Raw genomic sequence first — 22262 nt, forward strand, 5'->3', positions numbered from 1 at the left:
TGCGCGGCCCGGCGCACCCTACAGTTTGATTAAAGCGATCGCAGCTTCTGGGCTAAAACATCGACAAAAAGTTCGCTGCTGTGCTGGGTCACAACCATTTCGTACCCCCGCTGCGCTTGAGATTCAGCTTCTTGAGGATTTTTTAGCTTAATTCACGAGAAGCCCCACGTCTCAACCCGAAGGGTGAGCGTGGGATGAATCGTGGGGCGACGTAGGTACGGAGTCGCCCAATCTCTTACTGGGTAAACTGTCGATAAAGTCTTCTATTATCTGAGTCATCGTTTTTTATTTTGAAGCTGCATATAAACGTAGCTTATTCAATCATCGCTCTGATGTCCGAATTATGATGTATTTATACTTCATTTTGTTTCCTCATTGTTTCCTCGCTTGGTATTATAATACAAGGAGTTTGTAGGAGTAAAATGCTAAAAGCAATTAAGGTTAGATTATATCCAACTGCAGAGCAACAAGTGGCTCTATCAAAGTCATTTGGTTGCGCCAGTTGGTATTGGAATTACGCCTTAAATGCCTGCATTCAGCACTACCAGGAAACGGGTAAAACTTTAAAGCTGGCAACTTACAAAGGGATGTTGCCTCAACTGAAGAAAGACTTCCCTTGGTTGAAAGAGGATTGCTACTCTGCGGTATTGCAGTGTGTGGCAATCAATCTCAATAAAGCCTATACAAACTTTTTTCAGGGAATAGCCAAGTTTCCTAGATTCAAGTCAAAGCCGGATAAACAGTCAATTCAGTACCCTCAAAACGTCACTGTTAAAAATGATTTGCTCTGTGTTCCAAAAATCGGTGAAATCAAAGCAGTGTTTCATCGTGAAATCACTGGAATCATTAAGACAGTAACAATCAGTAAGACTCCATCGGACAAGTATTTTGCCTCTATTTTGTGTGAAACAGAAGACTCTTATTGCCCGGATTCTGGAAACAAAACTTTAGGCATTGACTTGGGATTGAAGGATTTTGCCATTGTTCATGACGGTGAACAAGTAACCAAGTATTCTAATCCCAAGCACTTGAAGCGCCATGCAAAGAATCTTGCCAGGAAACAACAAAAGCTTGCTCGTAAAACTAAGGGGAGTAAAACTAGGGAGAGATATACAAAACTTGTAGCTAAGGTTCACGAGAGAGTATCAAATACCCGCCAAGACTTTCTGCATAAATTGAGCAGGAAACTGGTAGACGAAAGCCAAGTCATTGCTGTAGAGAATCTCAATACAAAGGGTATGGTACGGAACCGTAAGCTATCCAAGGCAATATCCGATGTCGGTTGGGGCATATTTGTCAACTTCCTTACGTACAAGCTAGAGCGCAAGGAAGGTAAACTCGTAGAAATTGACAGATTTTTTCCCAGTTCTAAAAAGTGTTCATGCTGTGGTCATGTTGTCGATCAATTGCCGCTTGATATCAGGGAGTGGGATTGTCCTAAGTGTGGAACTCATCATGACCGTGATGGTAATGCTGCATTGAACATCCGAACTGAAGGCATTCGGATACTGACTATCGACGGAGGGAACCCCGTTCTTGCCGTGCAGAGGCGGAGTAAGACCAATAAGCCGCAAGGTGGAAAGGCATCTGTCAATGAAGCCGGAAGCCCACACTTACTCGAAGAGAAGTGTGGGTAGTTCACCAAATGGACGATCGCCTCGCGCAAACCTGCTGCATCTCCCACATCTACCACTTTGGCAATATCCGGGGCCGCTAAATAATCGACGATACCTTGAGTCCGAGTAATGACGACCGGTCGCTTGCAGGCCATTGCTTCCACCAAAACCTGCACTCCCGCAGCAAATTTACTGTCCGCCAAACAAACTGCAATTACGTCTGCATCGCGGTAAAGCTGCACTAAATCGGGCCATTCGTAGAATTTGCGCGACATATTTTTTGGCATAGTATCGGGGAAAGCTTGCGATAAAGCTTTGGCATCTTTAGAAAAACCGCTAATTTTTACGTCAACATCTAAATCAGCAGTTGCTGCTGCTAGGAGTCGGTAGTCGCGCTTTTCTAATCCGACGCTAACAACTGTTTGCCGCTTTTTCTCGCCAGAAACGGGGCCAGGTGTGAAAAATTGGGTGTCTGTCTGTTCTAGAAGCACTAAGATGCGCGATTCAGGTATAGCTAAATAGCTGCGGAGGAAGTCAGTTTGAGGGCGGGCGTTGACCATGAATAGGTCAATTTTGTCAGCCAAACCGAATAGTTTCAGGGCGACGCGGCCGCGCGGCCGATCGATATTGTGGAAATATACAACAATTTTCGGGCGATTCCCTACGGGATAGCTACGCTTCACGGACGATTCACCGCACACCGCGGCCAGTGGAATGCCAATGTCCTCGCCGGTACAAAATATCACGTCGTCGCTGCTGACTTGCTCGGACAACTTGCGGGCGGCGGCCCAATGTTCGGGTTTAGAAGAAATTTTCGATCGCAGCTTGTCGCTCAACGATATCGCTTCGCCATCCGGGGCGTGGACGGTGGCATTTAAGCGGTCTCTGAGGGCTCGCAGGACGTGGCGAGGGCATTTGCCGAGTTTTGCATCGCGGTCAATTCCATCTAGGTCTATTTTGCGACCTAAGACCAAATGGTATTTCAAAGTATTCTCCTTTTGACACTCCCTGACCTAAAGGACAGGGATTCTTAATTCAGCGACTGACCTTAAAATGTTGCGTCATGAAAGGCAATACTCAAACTTTTTAACTGTAGAATTTCTACCAATTAACGAGCCTGATTCGCAGTCACTCGCCTAGGGTCTATCTCCAAAAGCGTACTAGTATATTTACAAGCGAGTTCGGGTATGCCCTACCCTACTTAACAAGACTAAATAGTTTGTTTCTCTGGTTAAAGGAACTGTGTTAAGCCCCTAGCTGTTTATAGAGTTTTCGCTGCTATGAGTCCCCCGGGTTACGCCTAAAAGTGTGTCGTTAACTGTTTTTATGCACTCCGGGCGCAGGAGTTTAACCTTGACGAATCTAGTATACTAGAAATTTCCTGACTTTTAGGAAGGGATTCAAGAAATTAAAGCCGTCCTAGAAGGACAGGGTTTTAGACCCAATTTCCTTGATAATCTTATTGGCCTAAGATTATCTGGCACCAATTATCTAACCTCAGAAGATTCTATCCTCGGCTCTTGAAAGTGCTAGTGCGATCGGTCAGTCGATTTTAGATTTTAGATTTTAGATTTTAGATTTTAGATTTGACTCTACAGATGAATCTGGGGGGTTCTCGCTAATGTCTAAATTTTTGTGAGTTCCACCAATCCTGTCTGGGGCTTGTATCGCAACGGCGCTGGTCGATTTGAGATTTGGGATTTGACTCTACAGATGAATCTGGGGGGTTTTCGCTAATGTCTAAATTTTTGTGAGTTCCACCAATCCTGTCTGGGGCTTGTATCGCAACGGCGCTGATGGTTAGGAAACCGGGTTTCTCGACACCCGCGCGCAAATCCTGTACCAGTCAAAAACAGTGACACGCGCCGATCGATTCAAAGGACTTAAGCTTTTATGCTGAAGTTAGCTGAAGCATTTATTTTTAACCTCATGTATATTTCTCCAGAGCAAGACCAAAAAATTCGCTACACCCTGCGCGAGTGCGGTCAAGAAGCTTACAAGCTCGCAGCCCAACCTTTTGAAGTTTCCGAGAAAGGGCCCAACGACTACGTGACGAGTATCGATCGCTACTTAGACCGACAACTATCGGAAGCATTTAGCGCTTTGTTTCCTGAAGACGGCAGGATCACGGAGGAAAATGCCGCCTCCAGAGCAGCTTACGGGGCTAATTACCACCGCCTCTGGTGCATCGATCCCCTCGACGGGACTGAAGAATTTATTCGGGGAAAACTGCACTACGCTTCGATGGTGGGGCTGCTGCTTGAGGGGGAACCGATGGCCGGCTGGATCTACGCCCCGGCTTTTGACCAAATGTATTTTGGCGGCAAAGATTGGGGATTGTTCCAAACTGTGGGAGCGATGGCGCCGCAGCCGATCGCGCTGTGCAAACCTCCAGCCCCGACAGCGGAAAATTGTAAAATTATACTCGGAGACAAAGACCAGAAAAACTACGCCCGGGCGATCGCCCAAAGCATCCCCGGAGCAGAATTTTACTCGCTCGGCAGCTTTGGCTTAAAAGTGATCGAAGTCATTCTCGGTCGAGCCGGTTTGTACCTGTATCTCAACGGCAGAGTTAAAGTGTGGGATACCGCCGGCCCTCTGGCTCTAGCAAAAGCAGCCGGATTGGTTTGTTGCGACTTGCAAGGTCAACCGCTGAGGTGGACTAAAGATGCGATCGAGCCGGAGACTCTGGCCCACACGCAGTCAATCGCGATCGGCTGGCCGCACTACATAGAACCTCTGTTGGGCAAAGTTCAACAGGCAGTGGCAGGCTTGTAAACCCGTTTAAGATTAAAGAATCTATCAATTTTACATGAAGCGCGCCTCTGCACCCTTATCATCAATTAAAGGAGCAACGGATTGTTTGTGTTCCCAAACATCGATCGTTCCCTAGCTGTTGGGTGTCGCCTAATCATATTTCCCACCTCCGCGAGTTTGCATGAAGACAGAAGCTTTCAGTGAGCTATTCCCTCTATTTAAGGGTGCTAACCCAGAAACCTTGGGAGGGCTGCTATCAAATGCCGTCAAGCATGAGTATCCCCCGGGCCGAGCTGTGGTGATGGAGGATTCTTGGGGCAACGCGATTTACTTTGTCGTGTCTGGCTGGGTAAAAGTCCGGCGCTTGTCAAACGATCGAGCTGTATCAATGGCTATTTTAGGACGGGGTGCGTTCTTCGGCGAAATGGCAATTCTTGACGAATCTCCCCGATCGAATGACGTACTTGCTCTCTCGCCGGTGCGGCTGCTGAGCGTTACAGCTCAGCGATTTATCCAAACCCTGTTTAAAGACCCGCAATTGCACCACCGGATGCTGCAACTGATGGTGCGGCGGCTCCGCCAAACCAATCACCGCTATCAACTCCGAAACCGCCAGCCAGCGGTTAAACTAGCAAATACTTTAGTCGAGCTGGCAGAAAACTACGGTCAGAAAACTGCTGAGGGCAAAGATATCTTCAATATTCCTTATGAAGACTTAGCTGATGTTACAGATATCACCCTAGAGGAAACCAGCAAAATTATGGAAAAACTCGATAGTAAAGGTTGGATCAAAATCGATCCAGACCACCAAGCTATCCATTTGATCAACCTCAAGCACTTGATTAACTTGGCAAGTCAATGACTGATGTTAATTCTTTGGATGCCTCGTCCGCGGCCGGCAACCGTGAGAGGCAACTAACTGCACCGACAATTCAATATTTGGTGGCGATGCCCAATCCTGAATCCCACCTGTTTGAAGTGACTTTGCGCGTGCAAGGTTGGTCGCAGCCGGTTCTGGATTTAAAAATGCCTGTCTGGACTCCCGGTTCTTATTTGGTTCGAGAGTACGCCCGCCACCTGCAAGATTTTAGCTCGCTATCCGGCGATCGAGCTTTACCTTGGCGCAAGAAAAGCAAAAATCACTGGCAAATCGAGACCGATTCGGTGTCAGATATCACGGTTCGCTACCGCATTTTTGCCAACGAACTGACAGTGCGAACCAATCATTTAGACTCGACTCACGGTTATTTCAATCCAGCGGCTTTGTGCTTTTTCTTGCCCGGTTTTGAGCGCCACTGCTACACCGTGACCGTTGTGCCCCCTCAGCCCCAATGGCGCACCGTTACTACTTTGCCGCCTGTTTCTGGCCAAAATCTTACTTTCGCTGCTGCGGATTTTGACACTCTCGCAGACAGTCCTTTTGAGATTGGCTGTCACGAAGTGTACGACTTTGAAGTGATGGGAAAACCCCACCAGCTAGTTGTTTGGGGAAAAGGCAATTTAGAACCCGAGCGGGCGATTCGAGACATCCAAAAAGTTATCGAAGTCGAGGCAAAAATGTTCGGCGGTTTGCCTTACGAACGCTATGTGTTTTTCCTGCATTTGTCCGGCTCGGGTTTTGGTGGTTTGGAACACAAGGAGTGCTGCACTCTCAACTATCCGCGTTTTAGTTTTCGGGCTAAGGAAAAGTATGAACGCTTTATTCAGTTGGTGGCTCACGAGTTTTTTCACCTCTGGAATGTCAAGCGCATTCGACCGAAAGCTCTGGAAGTATTTGACTACGAACAAGAGAACTACACTCCTTCTTTATGGTTTTCTGAAGGCACGACCAGTTATTACGATTTGGTGATTCCTTTTCGAGCGGGTCTCTACAGCGTGAAAGGTTATTTCCAATGCATGGCTAAGGAAATCACTCGCTTGCAGACGACTCCGGGGCGGAGCGTGCAGCCTGCGAGCGAGTCGAGCTGGGATGCTTGGATTAAACTTTATCGCAGGGATGCTAACAGCGATAACTCGCAGATTTCCTATTATTTGAAAGGGGAAGTTGTTTCGTTTTTGCTCGATTTGTTGATTCGAGCCAGACACGGCAATTCGCGATCGCTCGACGATGTGATGCGTTTGATGTGGCAGCAGTTTGGCAATGCTAATTCGCCTGAAAACGGCAATTTTGAACAGAAGTCGGGAACAGACGCCAAGCCGGCGCATCTGACATCAAACGGACAGTTAAATGCTCCCAAGCTGCCAGCAGAAATAGGCTTTACTCCCGAAGAGTTGCAAAGTGCGATCGAGTCCGTCGCCGGCATCGATTTGAGCGACTTTTTCGCGCGCTATATTGACGGCACAGAAGAGTTGCCTTACAACAAGTATCTGGAACCTTTCGGGCTGGAACTCATCGCAGGTGAAATTGACCAAACACCTCGCATCGGTTGGACGTTGGGACTGGAAAACGGGCGGGAAATGGTGAAATTTGTCGAAGCTGGATCTCCCGCACAATTGGCCGGAATTGATGCTGGGGACGAGTTGCTGGCGATCGAAGGTTTTCGGGTAAATGCAGAACAAGCGGGCGAGAGACTAAAAGATTTCAAGCCTGGGGATATCGTCTCGGTGACAGTTTTTCACCAAGACGAACTGCGGACTTGTCGCGTTACTCTCGCCCCGCCGCGACCGACGCGTTACTCGATCGTGCCCGTGGAACAGCCCACTGCTATTCAGAAACAAAACTTTACTGGATGGCTGGGAGTTCCTCTATCAAAACTGTGACATAAAGGAAGGGGAAAGAAAAGACAAGAACGAATCAGGCCCAATTCCCAATTCCCAATTCCCAATTCCCAATTCCCAATTCCCAATTCCCAATTCCCAATTACCAATTTTGATTATGCAAACCCCACCTCCTCCATCAATTACGCCCCGCCAGATGAATCTGCTGAGAATTGTTGCTTCTATGGCCTGGGCTGACGGCGAACTCGCGACAGAAGAAGTTAATTTAATGCTCGATCGCTTTTGCGGTTTGTTTGCCCCAGATACCGACGGACAACAACTACAACAAGAACTGCGGGATTACATCATGCAAAATATCCCCCTTGACGAGTTGATCGGCCAGCTAGAAACTCAAGATGAAAAAGAATTAGTCTTGCAACTCGGCTATGAAGTGATTTCCTCTAGTTCTCGTACTCCCGACGAACCAAAAATTAACGCTGAAGAAGCCGCAGCTTATCAAAAATTAGTGCAGTTGCTGAATCTTTCAGAGGATGCGGTCAAGCGTATTGAAGCAGAAGCATCGGCAGATACTTCGGAGGGAATTGTCGAGAAGATGGCTCACAAATTAGAAAAGTTCATCAAAGGCTAGTTCGGGACTTGCGCGCGCTTGGCTTAAAAACCCGGTTGATTCCTAGATTTCTCGTTACTCAACCTGGAATTTTTCGTAGAAACCGGGAATAAGCCCCCCATGCGTAAGTCTTGTTACGTAAGTATCGGAATAAAAATTTTCTGAGTGCAACTATTTACAACTAAAACTGAAGGTAAATGAACCGGATTGTGGCTCCCTATTTCCTAAAATATATAGCAATTCTAAATCATTTGTGAATTTCTTACTCCCTCCCCTTAGTAAGGGGAGGGCTGGGGTGGGTAAAAAATTTACGGCTCATTTAGAATTGCTATAGTAACAAATAAACACGGAAAAGTCGAGAATATTTTTCATCGCCGAGAACGGTAACAGAATTTGCGATCGCCCTTCGGGTTCTCCGCATTCCCCTTAACGCCAATTAGGGAGTTAAGCTGTTGTGCATTTAAATTGTATATTTCGAGTCCCGATCAAAAATCGTCAAATCCTCTCCCCCTCTCCCCTTCACCCCCTCTCCCTCTCTAATACCATAGGCAATCTAGATGCAACACAGCTTAGGCGCCTAACTCCCTAATTGAGCTACGGATTTTGGGCGATAACTGAAAGTGAATTCAACCCCTCATTAGTGCGGTAACTTGCTGAGGGCGTGCCAAGTTCTATAGCCGACAATTCCATCTTGCGGTAAAGCCTTGCTGATTTGCAATTGTCGCACTGCTACATCTGTCATCGTCCCGAAGAATCCGTCAATCGAACCGAAATAGTATCCATTGATTTTCAAGACTTTCTGAACAATTTTAACAGCATTGCCAGAACTGCCCTTCATGACGATCGGCATATTCATACGTGCACCAGAGTATAGTGCTTCCCAACTTATAGAAGCCACAATCCCATCTTCTTTAAAAAAGACGCGGTGTTGATAAGCTGTTGTGCATTTAAATTGTATATTTCGAGTCCCGATCAAAAATCGTCAAATCCTCTCCCCCTCTCCCCTTCACCCCCTCTCCCTCTCTAATACCATAGGCAATCTAGATGCAACACAGCTTAGCCTTTGACGGCGTTTTGAACTTGGACGCCGAAGATACCGTCCATCGGGCCGAAATAATATCCCCAATCATATAGAAGCTGTTGTAGTTCCGTGACAGCTTGATTTGTTGAACCGATTGGTAAAGTGGGTTTGTTAACTCTAGTGGTTTCAGCAAATCCAAGACTTGATTGAGGATTAGTATCGGCGACGAGAGCCATAGTTTCATTGTTCAGGCTTCTTTCTTCGGTGTACATAATGTAGTTCATATCAACATTTAAGTTTTGGTCTTTGATATTTCAGGTATAACTGGTGGGATTTGTGAATGCACAGTTTCTTTTTCGAGTGTCACTCAATTGAGTTACCCGACTGTTGATTGTTTGCTAAGAAAATTTTCGCAAAGCTGGAATTAAATACTGTGTCAAAGTAAAGGCATCTACTCCTAATTCTGTCCGTTCTTTGGCTGCCATGATTCCGGCTTGAGCGTGCCACCAAACTGCTGTTGCTGCAACTGATTTCCAAGGAGAATTGCGGGCGATGGCTGTTGCTAATAGTCCCCCTAACAAGCCTGTGAGAACGTCGCCGCTGCCGCCTCTGGCGAGGGCTGGGGTGCTTTCGGGATTGAGGTAGGTGATGGTACGCGAAGCGTAGCTATCCCGTAGGGAATCGCCCTCATCCTTCCAGCTTATGCAAACTTTGGCTCCTTTGAGCAATATTGTGGCACCGCAAAGCTGAGCTGCTGCTTGAGTTGCGGCAATTCGATCGTCGCCAGTTTCGTGGGCTAGTTCGGGAAATAAACGCTTGAATTCGCCCGGGTGAGGGGTGATAATTGTCAGTGGTGAGCGTTCGGACAAAATCGGGACTGTGCCGAGTTGAGCGAGGATATTTAAACCGTCAGCATCTAAAACCAGAGGTCGATCGCTCTCCAGTACAGATTCTACAGCTATTGCCGCTTCTAATGTCAGACCTGGCCCTGCGGCGATCGCATCATAGATGCTCAAATCAATTGCTACTGGCAACTCGCTAATTGCACCGCTGTGGGTTTCGGGACATCCTATAACTAATGCCTCTGGCAACTGACTGCTCAACATCGGTTTAATCGACTCAGGAACAGCAATTGACAGCATGCCGATGCCGCTTGCTCTTGCTCCCAATGCTGCCAAAATTGCCGCTCCGCTGTAGCGGCGGGAACCTGCAATAATTAGTAAGTGACCGTTGGTGTATTTGTGCGAAATTGGCGATCGGGGTAACGGCAAATGCTGAGTTGCCCATGCTTTTGTAATGCGTTGTATTGCTGGCGTTTCGCCCAATATTGCTGCAATATCTGCTGCGGGAATATCAAAATCAATCAATTCTGAACTGCCGATATATTCTAACGCTTTGTCTTGCAGAAATGCCATTTTCCACAAACCCAAACATAATGTATGTTTTGCTCGGATTGCGGTTCCCAAAACTTCTCCGGTATCTGTATGAATTCCCGAGGGAATGTCTATACTGAAAACGGGGATGTTTAAATTATTTATTTCGTCAATTGCGGCGGCTGTGTGGTTAGTAATTTCTCGTTCTAATCCAAATCCAAATAAACCATCCACGAGCAAATTGCAGCTTTTGAGCCGTTCAATATTGTCAACAAATGGAATATTTAAAGAACGCGCATAATCAGCGTGACTTTTTGTGAGTTCTTTGAGTTGAGAAAACGGGCAGTAAATAACTACTTGGAATCCTTGAAAGTGCAATTCGCGGGCAACAACCAAAGCATCGCCGCCGTTGTGTCCCGGCCCAACCAATACACCGATAACTGGCAGTTGAGAATTAACAAGATTTTTCCCTTCTGGGCTTTTCCCTCTATCCGTTAAATCCCGTACACTGCTCGTTCCCGAACTTCCTTCCGCCTTCAAAAGCTGCTGAATGCGTAGGGCAATCAGTCCAGCGACTTTTTCCATTAAAGCTGCTACTGGCATTCCAGCGACAAAGATTCGGGTTTCTATTTGCCGCATTTGGTCGGCGGTGACAACAAATTTTTGAATGGTCATTTCGATTACAGTGGTGGTAAGCTTTCAGCTAACAGCAGCAGTGGCATTTTGTAGTATCTTAGTGCTACAATAAATTAGCTCGATCGAACAAAGTAACAGTAAAATAGCAATTTCTCCCCAACCGTCAACGACCCAGCTCTAAAGACACGCTCGCTTAAGGCCTAAGACTTAAGTGACGGTTGACCAGACTCAGTACCTCGCGTACTGCGTTAACGGTAAGAGTTCAAGACCTACCAGGGGATGCTTCGCATAGTTCCTTGCATCGCGAAATCTAGGATTAAACAGACTTATTGGGTTAAATCAGTGTCCTACATCGAGTACCGACCGTTAACTAAGGCGCAAGCTAAAATGACCCCGAAAGGGAGGCTCATAAAGGAGCAAACATTATGCGTGAGCGGGTTGCAAAAGTTGAGATGGTAATTGTCCCATCGCTCGTACATAACAAAAGTACACCTTTTCTAGCAATCCCCGTCTAATGGAAAGATTCACTCGCTTATTGAAATCCCCGAGCGATGCCCTGAGCGTAGCCGAAGGGTCGTTTCCCTCTGTGCACTCTTTGTGACGCTCGTTTCCCACTTACCGATTTTTTTTATGAACAAGATTGTTGTAGGCCTCTCCGGGGGGGTCGATAGTTCCGCAGCAGCCGCAATTTTACACCATCAGGGATATGAAGTGGTGGGTTTAACGCTGTGGTTGATGAAGGGCAAAGGTCAGTGCTGCTCTGAGGGAATGGTCGATGCAGCTAAAATTTGCGAAGATTTGGGCGTTCCCCACCACATTGTTGACAGCCGCGAGGTCTTTCAGGCAAGTATTGTGGATTATTTGGTGGAGGGTTACAGTGCAGGAATTACGCCTCTGCCTTGTTCGCAGTGCAATAAAACTGTGAAGTTTGGGCCGATGCTCAGGTATGCTCGCGAAGAACTGGGAATTGAAAAGATTGCTACAGGGCACTACGCTCGCATTACTTACGATGCTGCTACGGGTCGCTATCAGTTGCGGAGGGCGATCGACCCTGCGAAAGATCAGTCTTATTTCTTGTACGATCTAACACAGGATTTGTTAGCGGGTACGGAGTTTCCTTTGGGGGAAATTACCAAGACAGAAACTCGCAGAATTGCGGCGGAATTTGGCTTGAAAACTGCTGATAAGCCGGAAAGTCAGGATTTGTGCTTGGTGGAAAGTAACGGTTCGATGCGGGCTTTTCTCGATAAGTACATTGCGCCGCAAAAGGGTGACATTGTGGACAAGGCAGGGCGGGTGCTCGGACAGCACGACGGCGTGCACCACTACACCATCGGCCAGCGGAAGGGACTCGGGATTGCTGCACCGGAACCGCTGTACGTGATTGAACTCGATGCTGCTGGCAATCGGGTAATTGTGGGCGATCGGCAGTTGGCAGTAGAATCTGAATGTACTGTCCAGAAAGTGAATTGGGTTTCTGTGGCCGGGCCCATGGCTCCGATTCGGGCTCAGGTACAGATTCGGTATCGATCGCACCCCGTGCCCGCTACCATTATTCCTGTGGAACCCTCCCAAGCAGAGGAAAAAGCTGGTAGTACAAGAGTTAAGTTGATTTTTGACGAACCGCAGTTGAGTATTACCCCCGGACAAGCGGCTGTTTGGTATGACGGGGATGTGCTGTTGGGCGGCGGCATCATAGAAAGAAACCAACTCCCAGCTTGATGTCAGGGGCACGCGAGCGTGCCCACCCCACAAGAAACCTCCCAGAAGAAAATTCACTCTTTGTGGAACAGGCCCCAAAGCCTGTTCCAAAAAAAACTTATTTTTCATTTCATATCAATTCCGGCTGCGCCGGAATGATAAAGTCAAGGTCAATAATTCGACATTCCCCGACTCCCGACTCCCAACGGACCACTCCCCATCATTCCGGTGTAACCGGAATCGATATCACAGGGGTACATTTACCTAACTAGCTTTTTTTTTCCAAACGCCAGATATTTCCCCTAGCATTAGTGCGGTAAACCCAAGTTTGGCTGCCATCAGAAACCACAACCCGCCAACCTTCGACAATCATTTGACCGCAAATTTCCTCAGCTTTCCCGAGTCCTAAACAAGTATCCGACCAACTTTGTCGGCTCGATTCAGTTACTTTCAACTTGTCAGCAGCAATGCCAGTGGACCGCGACAACTCTCGGCGAAGTGCTGCTGCTACGGTTGCGGGCAATTGGTTCGGGGGATTTTGGCGCGTACCCTCGGCCAAATTGACCGGTTCGGAAGTTAGACTATTGAGTGCAAATACCGAATAGCTGATTTTTGGGGGCACCGCCGCTGAGGAAAATTGCTGCGCGGTTTGCTGCTGTTGGCTTTCCAATTGGGAAAGGGAATATTTGAGAGCGCCCGCGTTAGCTGCTGCGGTGTCTCTTAGCGCCGGATACATTTCTCCGGCCAGAATTCCTGTTAGCACCAAAGCCAATATTAAAGGATTGGGCTGCTTTTCGTCTCGGTTTTGATTGTTTTGAGAGTTATTTTTGGAGATTGGTTTCATCATACGCCCTCTGCCTCACTTTACACAATGCGCGATCGCTCCTGACCACTCTACTGCCGATTCTTATTTAGACACTGTTGTTGATGCTGTTAGTTCCTTTTTGTAGAACCAACTTGACGGATGGTGCGACGCAAGTATTTCTTACTCGCTGCCGGCACTTGTGTTTCAGGAAACTTGCACTACCCATTTATGACTTAATTTTTAGTCAGAGTCTCCGGGTATTAAGAAAAATTTATGTTTAAGTAAATATTCTTAAAAGCATCTAATTCAGCCCCACAATCTCAGTAGAAATGACTATTCATTGTTCCCAAACTGCTAAAGGTGTTTTAGACTGTGGAAGGCGAGCTGAGCCACTGAGATCGAGGGGGTTGCCGCATAATTTGTTGCAACAGGACCCAAACGCATTAGAAATTAAGCCAGCTATCGCTGATTAATTGTACCATTCTGGTTTTCAAGAGCGATCGTTCCCGAAGCGATTTTAGTAGCGAGCGCTACTTTTATAGTAGAATCTTATTGAAATGTATCAATTATGGACAGAAAATCCCCAGGAATCCATCTCATAAATCTGCTAAGCTATCCTCAAAAATTTACCTTAATCGGTTTTCTATTTGCAATACCTTTAACCTTGGTCATGTACCTGCTGATTTCCGAAATTAACAGCCGGGTTGATTTTGCCGAAAAAGAAATTTACGGCAATCAATACCTGCGCCCGCGGCGCCAGTTGAGGGAATACATACCGAAACTTCAACTGTTAAATTATCAGAGTTTAAATCCTAATTTAAGCAATTCAGAATCCAGGGCCAATTTTGAAGCTAAGATAGACGCGAACTTTCAATCCCTGGGAAATACAGATCCCCAGCTCGGAAACATATTAATTGCCAGTGATATTTTAAATAATATTTATCAATATTGGCAAAATTTAAAACTTCGCCGCAGCCAGTAGAGTTGAGAAACTTACGATTTTGTATATCAAGGTTTAGCTGCCGAAATTAATAGATTGAGCGCTCGATTCTGCGATACTTCCAATCTGATTTTAGACCCAGATTTGGATACCTATTATTTGATAAATGCTACTTTGCTTAATTTTCCAGAAATGCAAAAAATCTTGTCAGAGATTAGGCTAATTTCTCAAAAATTTAGCCTGGGTTCCGAGGCCCCACCAGAGGAAAGAGCGCAACTGATTACTCTTTCGAGCAGAGTGAGAGAAATCAATGATGATTTGGCCATTAATATGGAGGTAGCATTTAGCAATAATCCTCAGGGGAATCGGCGACAGAAATTAACACAAAATTTAAAAAATTTTAACTTTCAGGTTAAGCAGCTAATTAAGCTACTAGATAAAACGATATATCGCAGTGTATTAATCAAATATGATGCCTATATTAACCGGAGCGATTTTGCTTTAAATTCAAGTTTAAAACTCAGTCATAAAAATGTAAACAACTTAGACTTTTCGCTACAATATAGAATTAAATATTTTGTTAAAACGCGACAATTAATGGGAATTTTATTAATAAAATTAGCCCTTTTTATCGCTATACTTCTGGAGGTTTACAGCGCAATTATGCAAACTGTATTTGTTATTGACGAAGCGTCAAAAAAGATGCCAAGCGGCAATCTAGGCTACAAAATTATTTTGGATAACAGAGATGAAGAGGGGCAGTTTGTGGGTGCGTTTAACAAGATTGCCGATGCCTTAAGTGGTGGAAATAAAAAAATTACTCTTTTCAAAGATTGCCTAAAAGCTGAAAATATGCGAATGATATCCGAACTAGACCTTATTCGCAAAATTCAGCAGATGCTGCTGTCAAAAGACCGAGAACTCAAGAAAGTTATCGGCTTAGATATTGCGGGATTTATGGAAGCTGCTGAGGAAGCAGGCGGCGACTATTACGACGTACTCCAGCACAAAGGTCGAGTAAAAATTGGCATGGACGATGTTAGGGAACACGGATGGGAGAGCGGCGTTTTAATGATTGTGGTTCAAACGGCAGTCCGAACTTGGCTCGCTGACAATGAACCAGAGCAGGTTAAATTTTTAAGCGCTATTAACAGTTTAATTTACGATAATGTGCAGCGCATGAAATTAGATAAAAACGCCAGCTTTGCTTTGCTAGACTATCAGCAGGGAATGCTGAAGTTGAGCGGCAAGCACGAAGAAATGATTGTCGTGCGGTGTAACGGTTGTGTCGAGGGGTTTGATAGGATCGATTTGGGTTTCCCGATCGGGCTGGATGCAGAGATTGCTAAATTTGTTGCCCTCTCCAAGTGTGCAGTTGTATTCAGGAGATGTGGCAGTGCTGTACACTGACGGAATTACAGAAGCTGAAAATATGGATAAACTGCTTTATGGTTTAGAGAGGTTAATTGAGGTAATAGAGATTAATTGGCAGCGTTCGGCTGCCGATATCGGGGACGCTGTAATTAAGGACGTGCGATCGCACATCGGCGAACAAAAAGTTTTTGATGACATCACATTGCTGGTACTCAAACAAAAATAGCTAATTAAATCTCACTTCTTAAGTTTAAAATAGATTCAGTAATGTTCCTCTTTTCAAACTTTACCTCTTACATTGATATGATTCAGACTTTCGGCGATTTCATCGAGTTGCCCGCTAGCCAAGAATACTTAATAATTGGATTTTCCCCGAGTTCGGTTCCCCTGAAGCAGCGGTGGCGGAACAACGGTTTGTCGGCGGATTTTATGGCTGACTACTTGGCGACTTTTTTTCCTGGTAACGAAGACGACTCCTCGACAATTGAAAGACAAGCTGAAATTAAAAGCGCTGTTAGCTACATTGCTAACGAGTTATTAGAAAATGCGATGAAGTTTAATAATGAAACCTCGGAGTACCCGATCAACATTAAACTGCAATTAGAGAGCGACGGAGTGCTTTTCTCAGTTACTAACAGTATCTCTCCGCAAGGTGTGGACAAGTTTCAGGCTTACATTCAGCAGTTGCTGGCCTCGGAGCCCAGCGAGCTTTACATTCAGCAGTTGGAAAAAAATGCTGTTGAGGAAAGCTGTACCGATTCTGGATTGGGTTTGTTGACCATGCTCACCGATTATAGCGCCAAAATCGGCTGGAAGTTCCAGACCGTGCACAAAGACCCGGAAGTAATTGCGGTGACAACTATAGTGCAATTGAGAGTATAAGCAACACTGGCGATCGATAATATCTAGGGGAGTTTTTTTGCGACAATGGAAATTAAGACAGAAGATTACCGGATCTGTTACGATCCAGCAACGGCAACCGTGAGTTTTGTGGGATCTCTCAGGCTGAGGGGGCCTACGGAGTACGAACCGATACTGCAGTTACTGGGCAAGGTTGCCGACGTGGAACCCGCGAAAATAACCCTCAATTTGCAACAGTTAGAATTTTTGAACAGTGCTGGCATCAATATGCTGTCGAAGTTTATTATCGAGGAGCGCAAAAAAGCCCGGGTGGAAATGGCGGTACAAGGTTCTCAACGCATAGCTTGGCAAGGTAAATCTTTGAGGAATTTCCAGCGCCTGATGCCTGGTTTGCAGTTGGAATTAGTATAGATACACGATTACTTTTAGGGCGCGGGCTGTTGAGCAATTTTCTGTTAGTCGAGGCGCAAATTCTCGCGTTATGCTGGAAGAACAACCATCTAGAGAACACCTACTTTTAGAGATAGAAAGATTGCGCCAGCAAGTGAAAGACTTGAAGGAGGAAAAAGCGGATCTGGAAATCTTGCTGGAAACTACTGCTGAACATTCCGATACGGTTGAGACTGAGTTGCGCTCTCGGGCATTCGAGGCCGTTCGGGAAGGCGAAATCAAGCTGGCTCAATTTCTGGAAGCGATTCCGATAGGCGTAGCCGTACTCGATTCTCAAGGCAGACCTTACTACATCAATCGCGCCGGACAGCAGTTACTCGGTCAAGGGGTTTTGCCGTTAAATTCTGTTGAGGAGTTGTCAGAAAGTTATCAGGTTTATGTCGCGGGAACTGATACTCTTTACCCTTGCGAGAATTTGCCGATCGTCCGAGCTTTGAGGGGCCACAACGCGACGGCTGATGATATGGAAATTCATCGACCCGACAAGAACGTTCCCATTGAGGCTTGGGGAACGCCAATTTTTGACGCGGGCAAAGTTGCTTTTGCGATGGCAGTTTTTCAAGATGTCGGGGAACGCAAACAAGCTGAAACCGAGCGCCATAAATTTATTGAGAAACTATTTGAACTCAATCAAAATTTGGAAAAATCCCTGGATGCAGAATCAGAATTAACTGATGCCTACGGGCGATTTGTGCCGCATCAATTTCTAAATTTATTGGGATATGAAAGTATTATAGATGTCAATTTAGGCGACCAAGTGCAGCAGGAAATGTCGGTGCTATTTGCGGATATCCGCGACTTCACGACGCTTTCGGAAACTATGACACCTCAAGAAAATTTTAATTTTATCAATGCTTACCTTTCGCGGATGGAGCCGGCTATTACTAGCAATAACGGGTTTATTGACAAATACATCGGCGATGCAATTATGGCTCTGTTTAGTGACTTTGCAGATGATGCAGTGAAAGCGGGTATTGCCATGCTACATATCCTGACTAATTACAACGAAGACCGTCAACGTGTCGGCTACGTCCCGATTCAAATTGGCATTGGCATCAATTCGGGTTCTTTGATGCTGGGGACAGTCGGGGGTAAAAGCCGAATGGACAGCACTGTGATTAGCGATGCTGTTAATTTGGCATCTCGCATTGAAGGATTGACTAAAGATTACAGCGTACCTCTGTTAATTTCTCACCAGACTTTGGAACGGTTGCGAAATCCGGCTGATTATGCTATTCGGATTGTGGATAAAGTACAGGTAAAAGGAAAATCTCAATATGTCGTAGTCTATGAGGTATTTGATGCCGATCCTCCGGAAATTAGGTCGGCAAAGCTAGAAAATTTGCCCGTATATACTGAAGCTATGTTACTGTGCGAGCGCAAGCAGTTCCGAGAAGCGGGAAAATTGTTTGAAGAGTGTTTGCGGACAAATCCGAGCGATCAAGTAGCTCGTATTTACCTGAAACGCTGTCGGGATTGGCGATCGCTCCTCAAAGGAATTTAAAGCAAGTCAATCGATTTTAGATTTTAGATTTTAGATTAAAGAATTGAAGCATTGACCCCACGGATAAATTCGGGCGCTTGTTTATCGGATACAGGTTTTTTATTTCTGGGTCCTGAGTCTGCTTTCGGAATGAATCCGGGGGCTTGTATCTTGGATGCTTTCGGTCATTAGTCAACACTTCGGACTGTTTTTGATTACAAACCGTAGAATGACGGTTTCAAGGCGCTCAGTATTAGGGAAACCCTTGCTGCAGCACAGGATATGCAAAAACCAAGAGTTTTAGACTAGGAACTCAAAACGCAAGGGTTTACGATCGCACTCGCTCCCTCAGAAATCCGGTTTCCGACTATATTGCTCGTTAATAAACCTAGGAGGTTTGCGAAAAACCATGTTTCTCGGCTACCCATGAGTAAACCCTGAAACTCTGCGAAGTGTTGTGATAATATAATGAGTAATTTGGAGTGTCAAAAAAAGACGATGCAAATCAACAAGCAGCAGCAGAAAATATATATAAAACCTTCAGTGATTAAAGTTATAGCTCTGTTCTGTCTGTGCTGCTTGTTAACTGCAAGCTGCGGACAGGGGGCTAATCGCTCGCCTAATTCGAGCGGCGACAATGCTAATAATCGCGTTACTATTGGCACAACCTTGAAATTGCGCACGATCGACCCTGCGGACGCTTACGAAATTCTATCAGGACAACTGCTGCAAAATTTGGGCGACACTCTCTACACCTACGAGTCGGGAACTACAAAGTTAATCCCCAATTTAGCGACTGCAATGCCAAAAGTTAGCCCAGACGGATTGACATATACAATCCCCTTGCGTCAAGGCGTTATTTTTCACGACGACACACCGTTTAACGCCGCAGCAATGGAATTTTCCTTGCAGCGGTTTATCAAAAATGGCGGCCGTCCGGCTTTCTTGTTGGGCGATGCAGTAGAATCGGTGAAAGCGACGGGCGAATACGAATTAACTTTTCAACTCAAAAAGCCTTTTGCTGCTTTTCCTTCTCTGTTGACATTTGGCGGTATTTGTGCAGTTTCTCCGAAAGCTTACGAGATTGGGGAGGGTAAATTTAAACCAGATACGTTTGTGGGAACTGGACGCTACAAGCTGGCGAAGTACGGCAGCGATTCTCTCAAGTTTGAGGTGTTTGACAAGTATTGGGGGGAAAAACCAGTTAATAAAGGAATTGACCTTTTGCTGCTTTCTAGTTCGTCAAATTTGTTCAATACTTTTCGGACTGGTGCGATCGATGTGGCTTATTTGTCTCTGGATGCAGACCAAGTTCGCAGCTTGGACGAGGGAGCAAAAAAAGGGAAATGGCAGGAAATCGCGGGGGAAAGCAGTACGGTTAGTTACATGACGCTGAATATGAAGTCTCAACCCCTGGACAAGTTAGAAGTGAGACAGGCGATCGCAGCAGCGATGGATCGCCCCCTGATTAACGATCGCGTACTGCGGGGACAAGCACAACCGCTTTACAGTCTGATTCCCACAACATTCGACGTTCAAAAACCGATTTTTAAAGAACTGTACGGCGATGCCAACACTGCAAAAGCTAAGGAACTTTTAACGAAAGCGGGATACTCGGCCACAAATCCTTTTGTTCTGCAAATTTGGTATCCTTCAGCTTCCACAAAACGAGCTTTAGTGGCTAGTACGATCGAGGCGCTAGCTAAACTCAAAATGGACGGGATAATGCAGGTAGAAATTAACAGCGTTGAATCTCCGACTTTGTTTCAAAACATAGAGAAGGGAATTTATCCTGCGGTGTTAGTGGATTGGTACGCCGACTTTTTCGACGCCGACAATTACATTCAGCCGTTTTTGGATTGTGCCACCGGTTCGGCCGCCGGGGGCTGTGAAAAGGGTGCTAGTCAAGGTCAGGGTTCGTTTTATTATAGCGATCGGGTAAATCAACTGATCGACAAGCAACGCAAAGAAGCAAACCCTCAAACCCGCAAAGCCCTATTTGCCGAAATTCAAGACATACTGGGTCAAGATGTACCTTTCATCCCTCTTTGGCAGGATAAGGACTATACCTTTGCTCAAAACAGCATCACGGGCGTCCGTCTCGAACCGACGCAATCCTTTCCTTTTTGGTTCCTGAAAAAGCAATAATTCTTTACTAGAATTTTCAGGAATTGAAACGTATAATTATTGCATATTTTGTGCACAATAGGGTGAGGATTGTCACAGTTTATTAAAGAGACCGCTCACCCTACCCTCTCAAAAAAGCTGGGATATTATTAAAGAGAGATCTTGCTGAGGGTGGGTATATGAAACTTGGGATTTTAACAACAACAGGGCTGCTGATTGCGATCGGTTTTGCCTCGGGAGTCAAAGCAGAAAACGTCTCACACGTCAAGCAACTCTTAGAAACTAAAAAATGTAGCAAATGTGACTTGACAGGAGCGCAACTTGCTGGTATGAACCTTAGCGGTGCAGATTTGAGCGGTGCGAATCTGAGGGGTGCAAATTTGAACGGTGCAAATTTGAACGAAGCCAAACTGAACGAAGCAAATCTGAAACAAGCTAAATTGCAAGGTGCGAGTTTAATTGCGGCTAAAATGCACGGGGCAAATTTGGAGGGTGCTGATTTGAGCCGGGCTAATCTGAGTCTGGCGGGTTTAGTGATTGCCAGTTTGAAAAATACCAACCTCACCAGCGCTAATTTAATCGGCGCTAATTTAGAAAGTGCCGATTTGGCGGGTGCCAACCTGAGAAATGCTCGCCAGTCTGTAGCGAATTTAGCTAATGTCAGTCTCAGAGGCGGCAGTTTGTCGGGAATAGACGTACAGGGAGTCAACTTGCGGGATGCAAATTTGACCAATGCAAATTTGAACGGTGCAAATTTGAACGGTTCGGACTTGACCGGTGCTAATTTAAAGAATGCCAATATGGCAAATGTAGATTTGAAAAACGCTTCTTTGCCGTAGGACGATCGCCAATTGCTATATCAAATTCGGGTGCTTAAAAAACTTAATATAATAATGTAGGGGCAATTCTGTAATTGCCCCTACAGTTTTAATTGTAGGATTTATCTCGTTTCCGGTCGCGGAGGGGGTCAATCGATTTTAGATTTTAGATTTTAGATTAAAGAATTGAAGCATTGACCCCAGGGATAAATTCGGGGGGCAAGTTTCATCGGATACAGGTTTTTTATTTCTCCACTGATGAATCCGGGGGCTTGTATCCTGGATGCTTTCGGTCATGGTTCGGTGTGCAAAGCTTTTCGCTGGCTTCTGCGATTGCTTCATATTTACGATGTCGGATCAATCTTCCTCGTGAGCATCCTGCGGGAAACGGATAATGTCATCGTCGCCGAGATATTCGCCATTTTGAATTTCAATCATCACCAGGGGAATAACGCCTGGGTTTTCCACGCGGTGAGCAGTATTCATGGGAACGTAGGTTGACTGTTTCTGCATGAGAATCGTCTCGCAGTCGTTGCAGATAACTTTAGCGGTACCGGAGACGACAACCCAGTGCTCGCTGCGGTGATAGTGCATTTGGGTTCTGATGTGGTGCCCCGGTTTGAGTTCAATGCGATTGATTTTGTAACGATCGCCCGAGTCTATGACTGTAACTTTGCCCCAGTAGCGGGTTTGCGTGCGATCGTCAGTTTTTTCGATTGTGTCCACTGTTTCCACCATCCTGTTTATCTCTCTAACGGTGTCTGCCCAAATAGCTGTAATTAAAAGTATAGCAGGGACAGGGTCAGCGCGTAAGTGCGATCGGTTCAAACATTACTCAATTAGCCGCCACTGGCGAGCAGCAATAAATTGAGACAAATATCCCACATTTGTGGTGGCAATTAGGAATGAGAATTAAATAACTTCCACAAGTTTGTGGGATGGGCGTCCCGCCCGTCCTTTTTGGACGGGCGGGAC

At 45.8% G+C, this 22262-nt stretch carries 19 protein-coding genes and 1 pseudogene; 14 read left to right on the forward strand and 6 right to left on the reverse strand.

The features are described from left to right. Positions 1-422 precede the first annotated feature (422 nt). The gene (locus tag QUB61_RS21930) at positions 423-1637 is read left to right on the forward strand and encodes an RNA-guided endonuclease TnpB family protein (protein WP_333133710.1); all 1215 of its coding nucleotides are present in this window, start codon (positions 423-425) and stop codon (positions 1635-1637) included. A gap of 14 nt (positions 1638-1651) precedes the next feature. Here QUB61_RS21930 and QUB61_RS21935 read toward each other — a convergent pair. Continuing rightward, positions 1652-2176: pseudogene (locus QUB61_RS21935) on the reverse strand (glycosyltransferase); the annotation flags it as partial. 1333 nt (positions 2177-3509) lie between these two features. Between QUB61_RS21935 and QUB61_RS21940 the strand changes: the two are divergent. The 4 genes from QUB61_RS21940 to QUB61_RS21955 all read left to right on the forward strand — a co-directional run bounded on the left by QUB61_RS21940 (position 3510) and on the right by QUB61_RS21955 (position 7719). Continuing rightward, positions 3510-4394 carry an inositol monophosphatase family protein gene (locus QUB61_RS21940; RefSeq protein ID WP_333136406.1) on the forward strand — a complete coding sequence of 295 codons (885 nt, stop codon included), beginning with the start codon at positions 3510-3512 and terminating at the stop codon, positions 4392-4394. Between the two features lie 160 nt (positions 4395-4554). Then, positions 4555-5235: a Crp/Fnr family transcriptional regulator gene (locus QUB61_RS21945; protein ID WP_333136408.1), complete on the forward strand. Its 681-nt coding sequence runs from the start codon at positions 4555-4557 to the stop codon at positions 5233-5235. After that, positions 5232-7133 carry a M61 family metallopeptidase gene (locus QUB61_RS21950; RefSeq protein WP_333136409.1) on the forward strand — a complete coding sequence of 634 codons (1902 nt, stop codon included), beginning with the start codon at positions 5232-5234 and terminating at the stop codon, positions 7131-7133. The genes QUB61_RS21945 and QUB61_RS21950 overlap by 4 nt, the downstream gene beginning before the upstream one ends. 115 nt (positions 7134-7248) lie before the next feature. After that, entirely contained in the window at positions 7249-7719 is a 471-nt protein-coding gene (locus tag QUB61_RS21955) for a TerB family tellurite resistance protein (RefSeq protein ID WP_333136411.1), read from the forward strand. 616 nt (positions 7720-8335) lie between these two features. Here QUB61_RS21955 and QUB61_RS21960 read toward each other — a convergent pair. The 3 genes from QUB61_RS21960 to QUB61_RS21970 all read right to left on the reverse strand — a co-directional run bounded on the left by QUB61_RS21960 (position 8336) and on the right by QUB61_RS21970 (position 10767). After that, positions 8336-8596, reverse strand: coding sequence for a peptidoglycan-binding domain-containing protein (locus QUB61_RS21960; RefSeq protein ID WP_333190114.1), 261 nt, complete (start codon positions 8594-8596; stop codon positions 8336-8338). Positions 8597-8754: 158 nt separating this feature from the next. Continuing rightward, on the reverse strand, positions 8755-9003 hold the full coding sequence (locus QUB61_RS21965; RefSeq protein ID WP_333134996.1) for a peptidoglycan-binding domain-containing protein: 249 nt from the start codon (positions 9001-9003) through the stop codon (positions 8755-8757). A gap of 114 nt (positions 9004-9117) precedes the next feature. Then, a complete protein-coding gene (locus QUB61_RS21970) occupies positions 9118-10767 on the reverse strand; it encodes an NAD(P)H-hydrate dehydratase (RefSeq protein WP_333134998.1) in 1650 nt (549 codons plus the stop codon). A 591-nt stretch (positions 10768-11358) separates the two neighbouring features. On the opposite strand from QUB61_RS21970, the gene mnmA reads away from it, so the two are divergent. Continuing rightward, complete coding sequence (gene mnmA, locus QUB61_RS21975; RefSeq protein WP_333134999.1) at positions 11359-12450, forward strand: tRNA 2-thiouridine(34) synthase MnmA; 1092 nt, start codon at positions 11359-11361, stop codon at positions 12448-12450. 247 nt (positions 12451-12697) lie between these two features. On the opposite strand, the gene QUB61_RS21980 is transcribed toward mnmA, so the two are convergent. Then, entirely contained in the window at positions 12698-13276 is a 579-nt protein-coding gene (locus QUB61_RS21980; RefSeq protein WP_333135001.1) for a hypothetical protein, read from the reverse strand. Positions 13277-13802: 526 nt separating this feature from the next. Here QUB61_RS21980 and QUB61_RS21985 point away from each other — a divergent pair. The 8 genes from QUB61_RS21985 to QUB61_RS22020 all read left to right on the forward strand — a co-directional run bounded on the left by QUB61_RS21985 (position 13803) and on the right by QUB61_RS22020 (position 21308). Further along, on the forward strand, positions 13803-14216 hold the full coding sequence (locus tag QUB61_RS21985; RefSeq protein WP_333135003.1) for a hypothetical protein: 414 nt from the start codon (positions 13803-13805) through the stop codon (positions 14214-14216). 54 nt (positions 14217-14270) lie between these two features. Further along, positions 14271-15584 carry a SpoIIE family protein phosphatase gene (locus QUB61_RS21990; RefSeq protein WP_333135005.1) on the forward strand — a complete coding sequence of 438 codons (1314 nt, stop codon included), beginning with the start codon at positions 14271-14273 and terminating at the stop codon, positions 15582-15584. After that, on the forward strand, positions 15571-15774 hold the full coding sequence (locus QUB61_RS21995) for a SpoIIE family protein phosphatase (RefSeq protein ID WP_333135007.1): 204 nt from the start codon (positions 15571-15573) through the stop codon (positions 15772-15774). The genes QUB61_RS21990 and QUB61_RS21995 overlap by 14 nt, the downstream gene beginning before the upstream one ends. Positions 15775-15815: 41 nt before the next feature. Next, on the forward strand, positions 15816-16430 hold the full coding sequence (locus QUB61_RS22000) for a DUF6272 family protein (RefSeq protein WP_333135009.1): 615 nt from the start codon (positions 15816-15818) through the stop codon (positions 16428-16430). A 45-nt stretch (positions 16431-16475) separates the two neighbouring features. Then, complete coding sequence (locus QUB61_RS22005; RefSeq protein ID WP_333135011.1) at positions 16476-16820, forward strand: slr1659 superfamily regulator; 345 nt, start codon at positions 16476-16478, stop codon at positions 16818-16820. A 70-nt stretch (positions 16821-16890) separates the two neighbouring features. After that, complete coding sequence (locus QUB61_RS22010; RefSeq protein ID WP_333135013.1) at positions 16891-18363, forward strand: adenylate/guanylate cyclase domain-containing protein; 1473 nt, start codon at positions 16891-16893, stop codon at positions 18361-18363. Positions 18364-18840: 477 nt separating this feature from the next. Beyond that, entirely contained in the window at positions 18841-20490 is a 1650-nt protein-coding gene (locus QUB61_RS22015; protein ID WP_333135015.1) for an ABC transporter substrate-binding protein, read from the forward strand. A gap of 158 nt (positions 20491-20648) precedes the next feature. Further along, entirely contained in the window at positions 20649-21308 is a 660-nt protein-coding gene (locus QUB61_RS22020) for a pentapeptide repeat-containing protein (protein ID WP_333135016.1), read from the forward strand. A 336-nt stretch (positions 21309-21644) separates the two neighbouring features. Here the strand turns inward: QUB61_RS22020 and QUB61_RS22025 are convergent, their stop codons facing one another. Continuing rightward, complete coding sequence (locus tag QUB61_RS22025; protein WP_445300188.1) at positions 21645-22025, reverse strand: cupin domain-containing protein; 381 nt, start codon at positions 22023-22025, stop codon at positions 21645-21647. Positions 22026-22262 lie beyond the last annotated feature (237 nt).

The organism is Microcoleus sp. C2D2, from assembly GCF_036702495.1.
Classification (GTDB): Bacteria; Cyanobacteriota; Cyanobacteriia; order Cyanobacteriales; family Microcoleaceae; genus Microcoleus.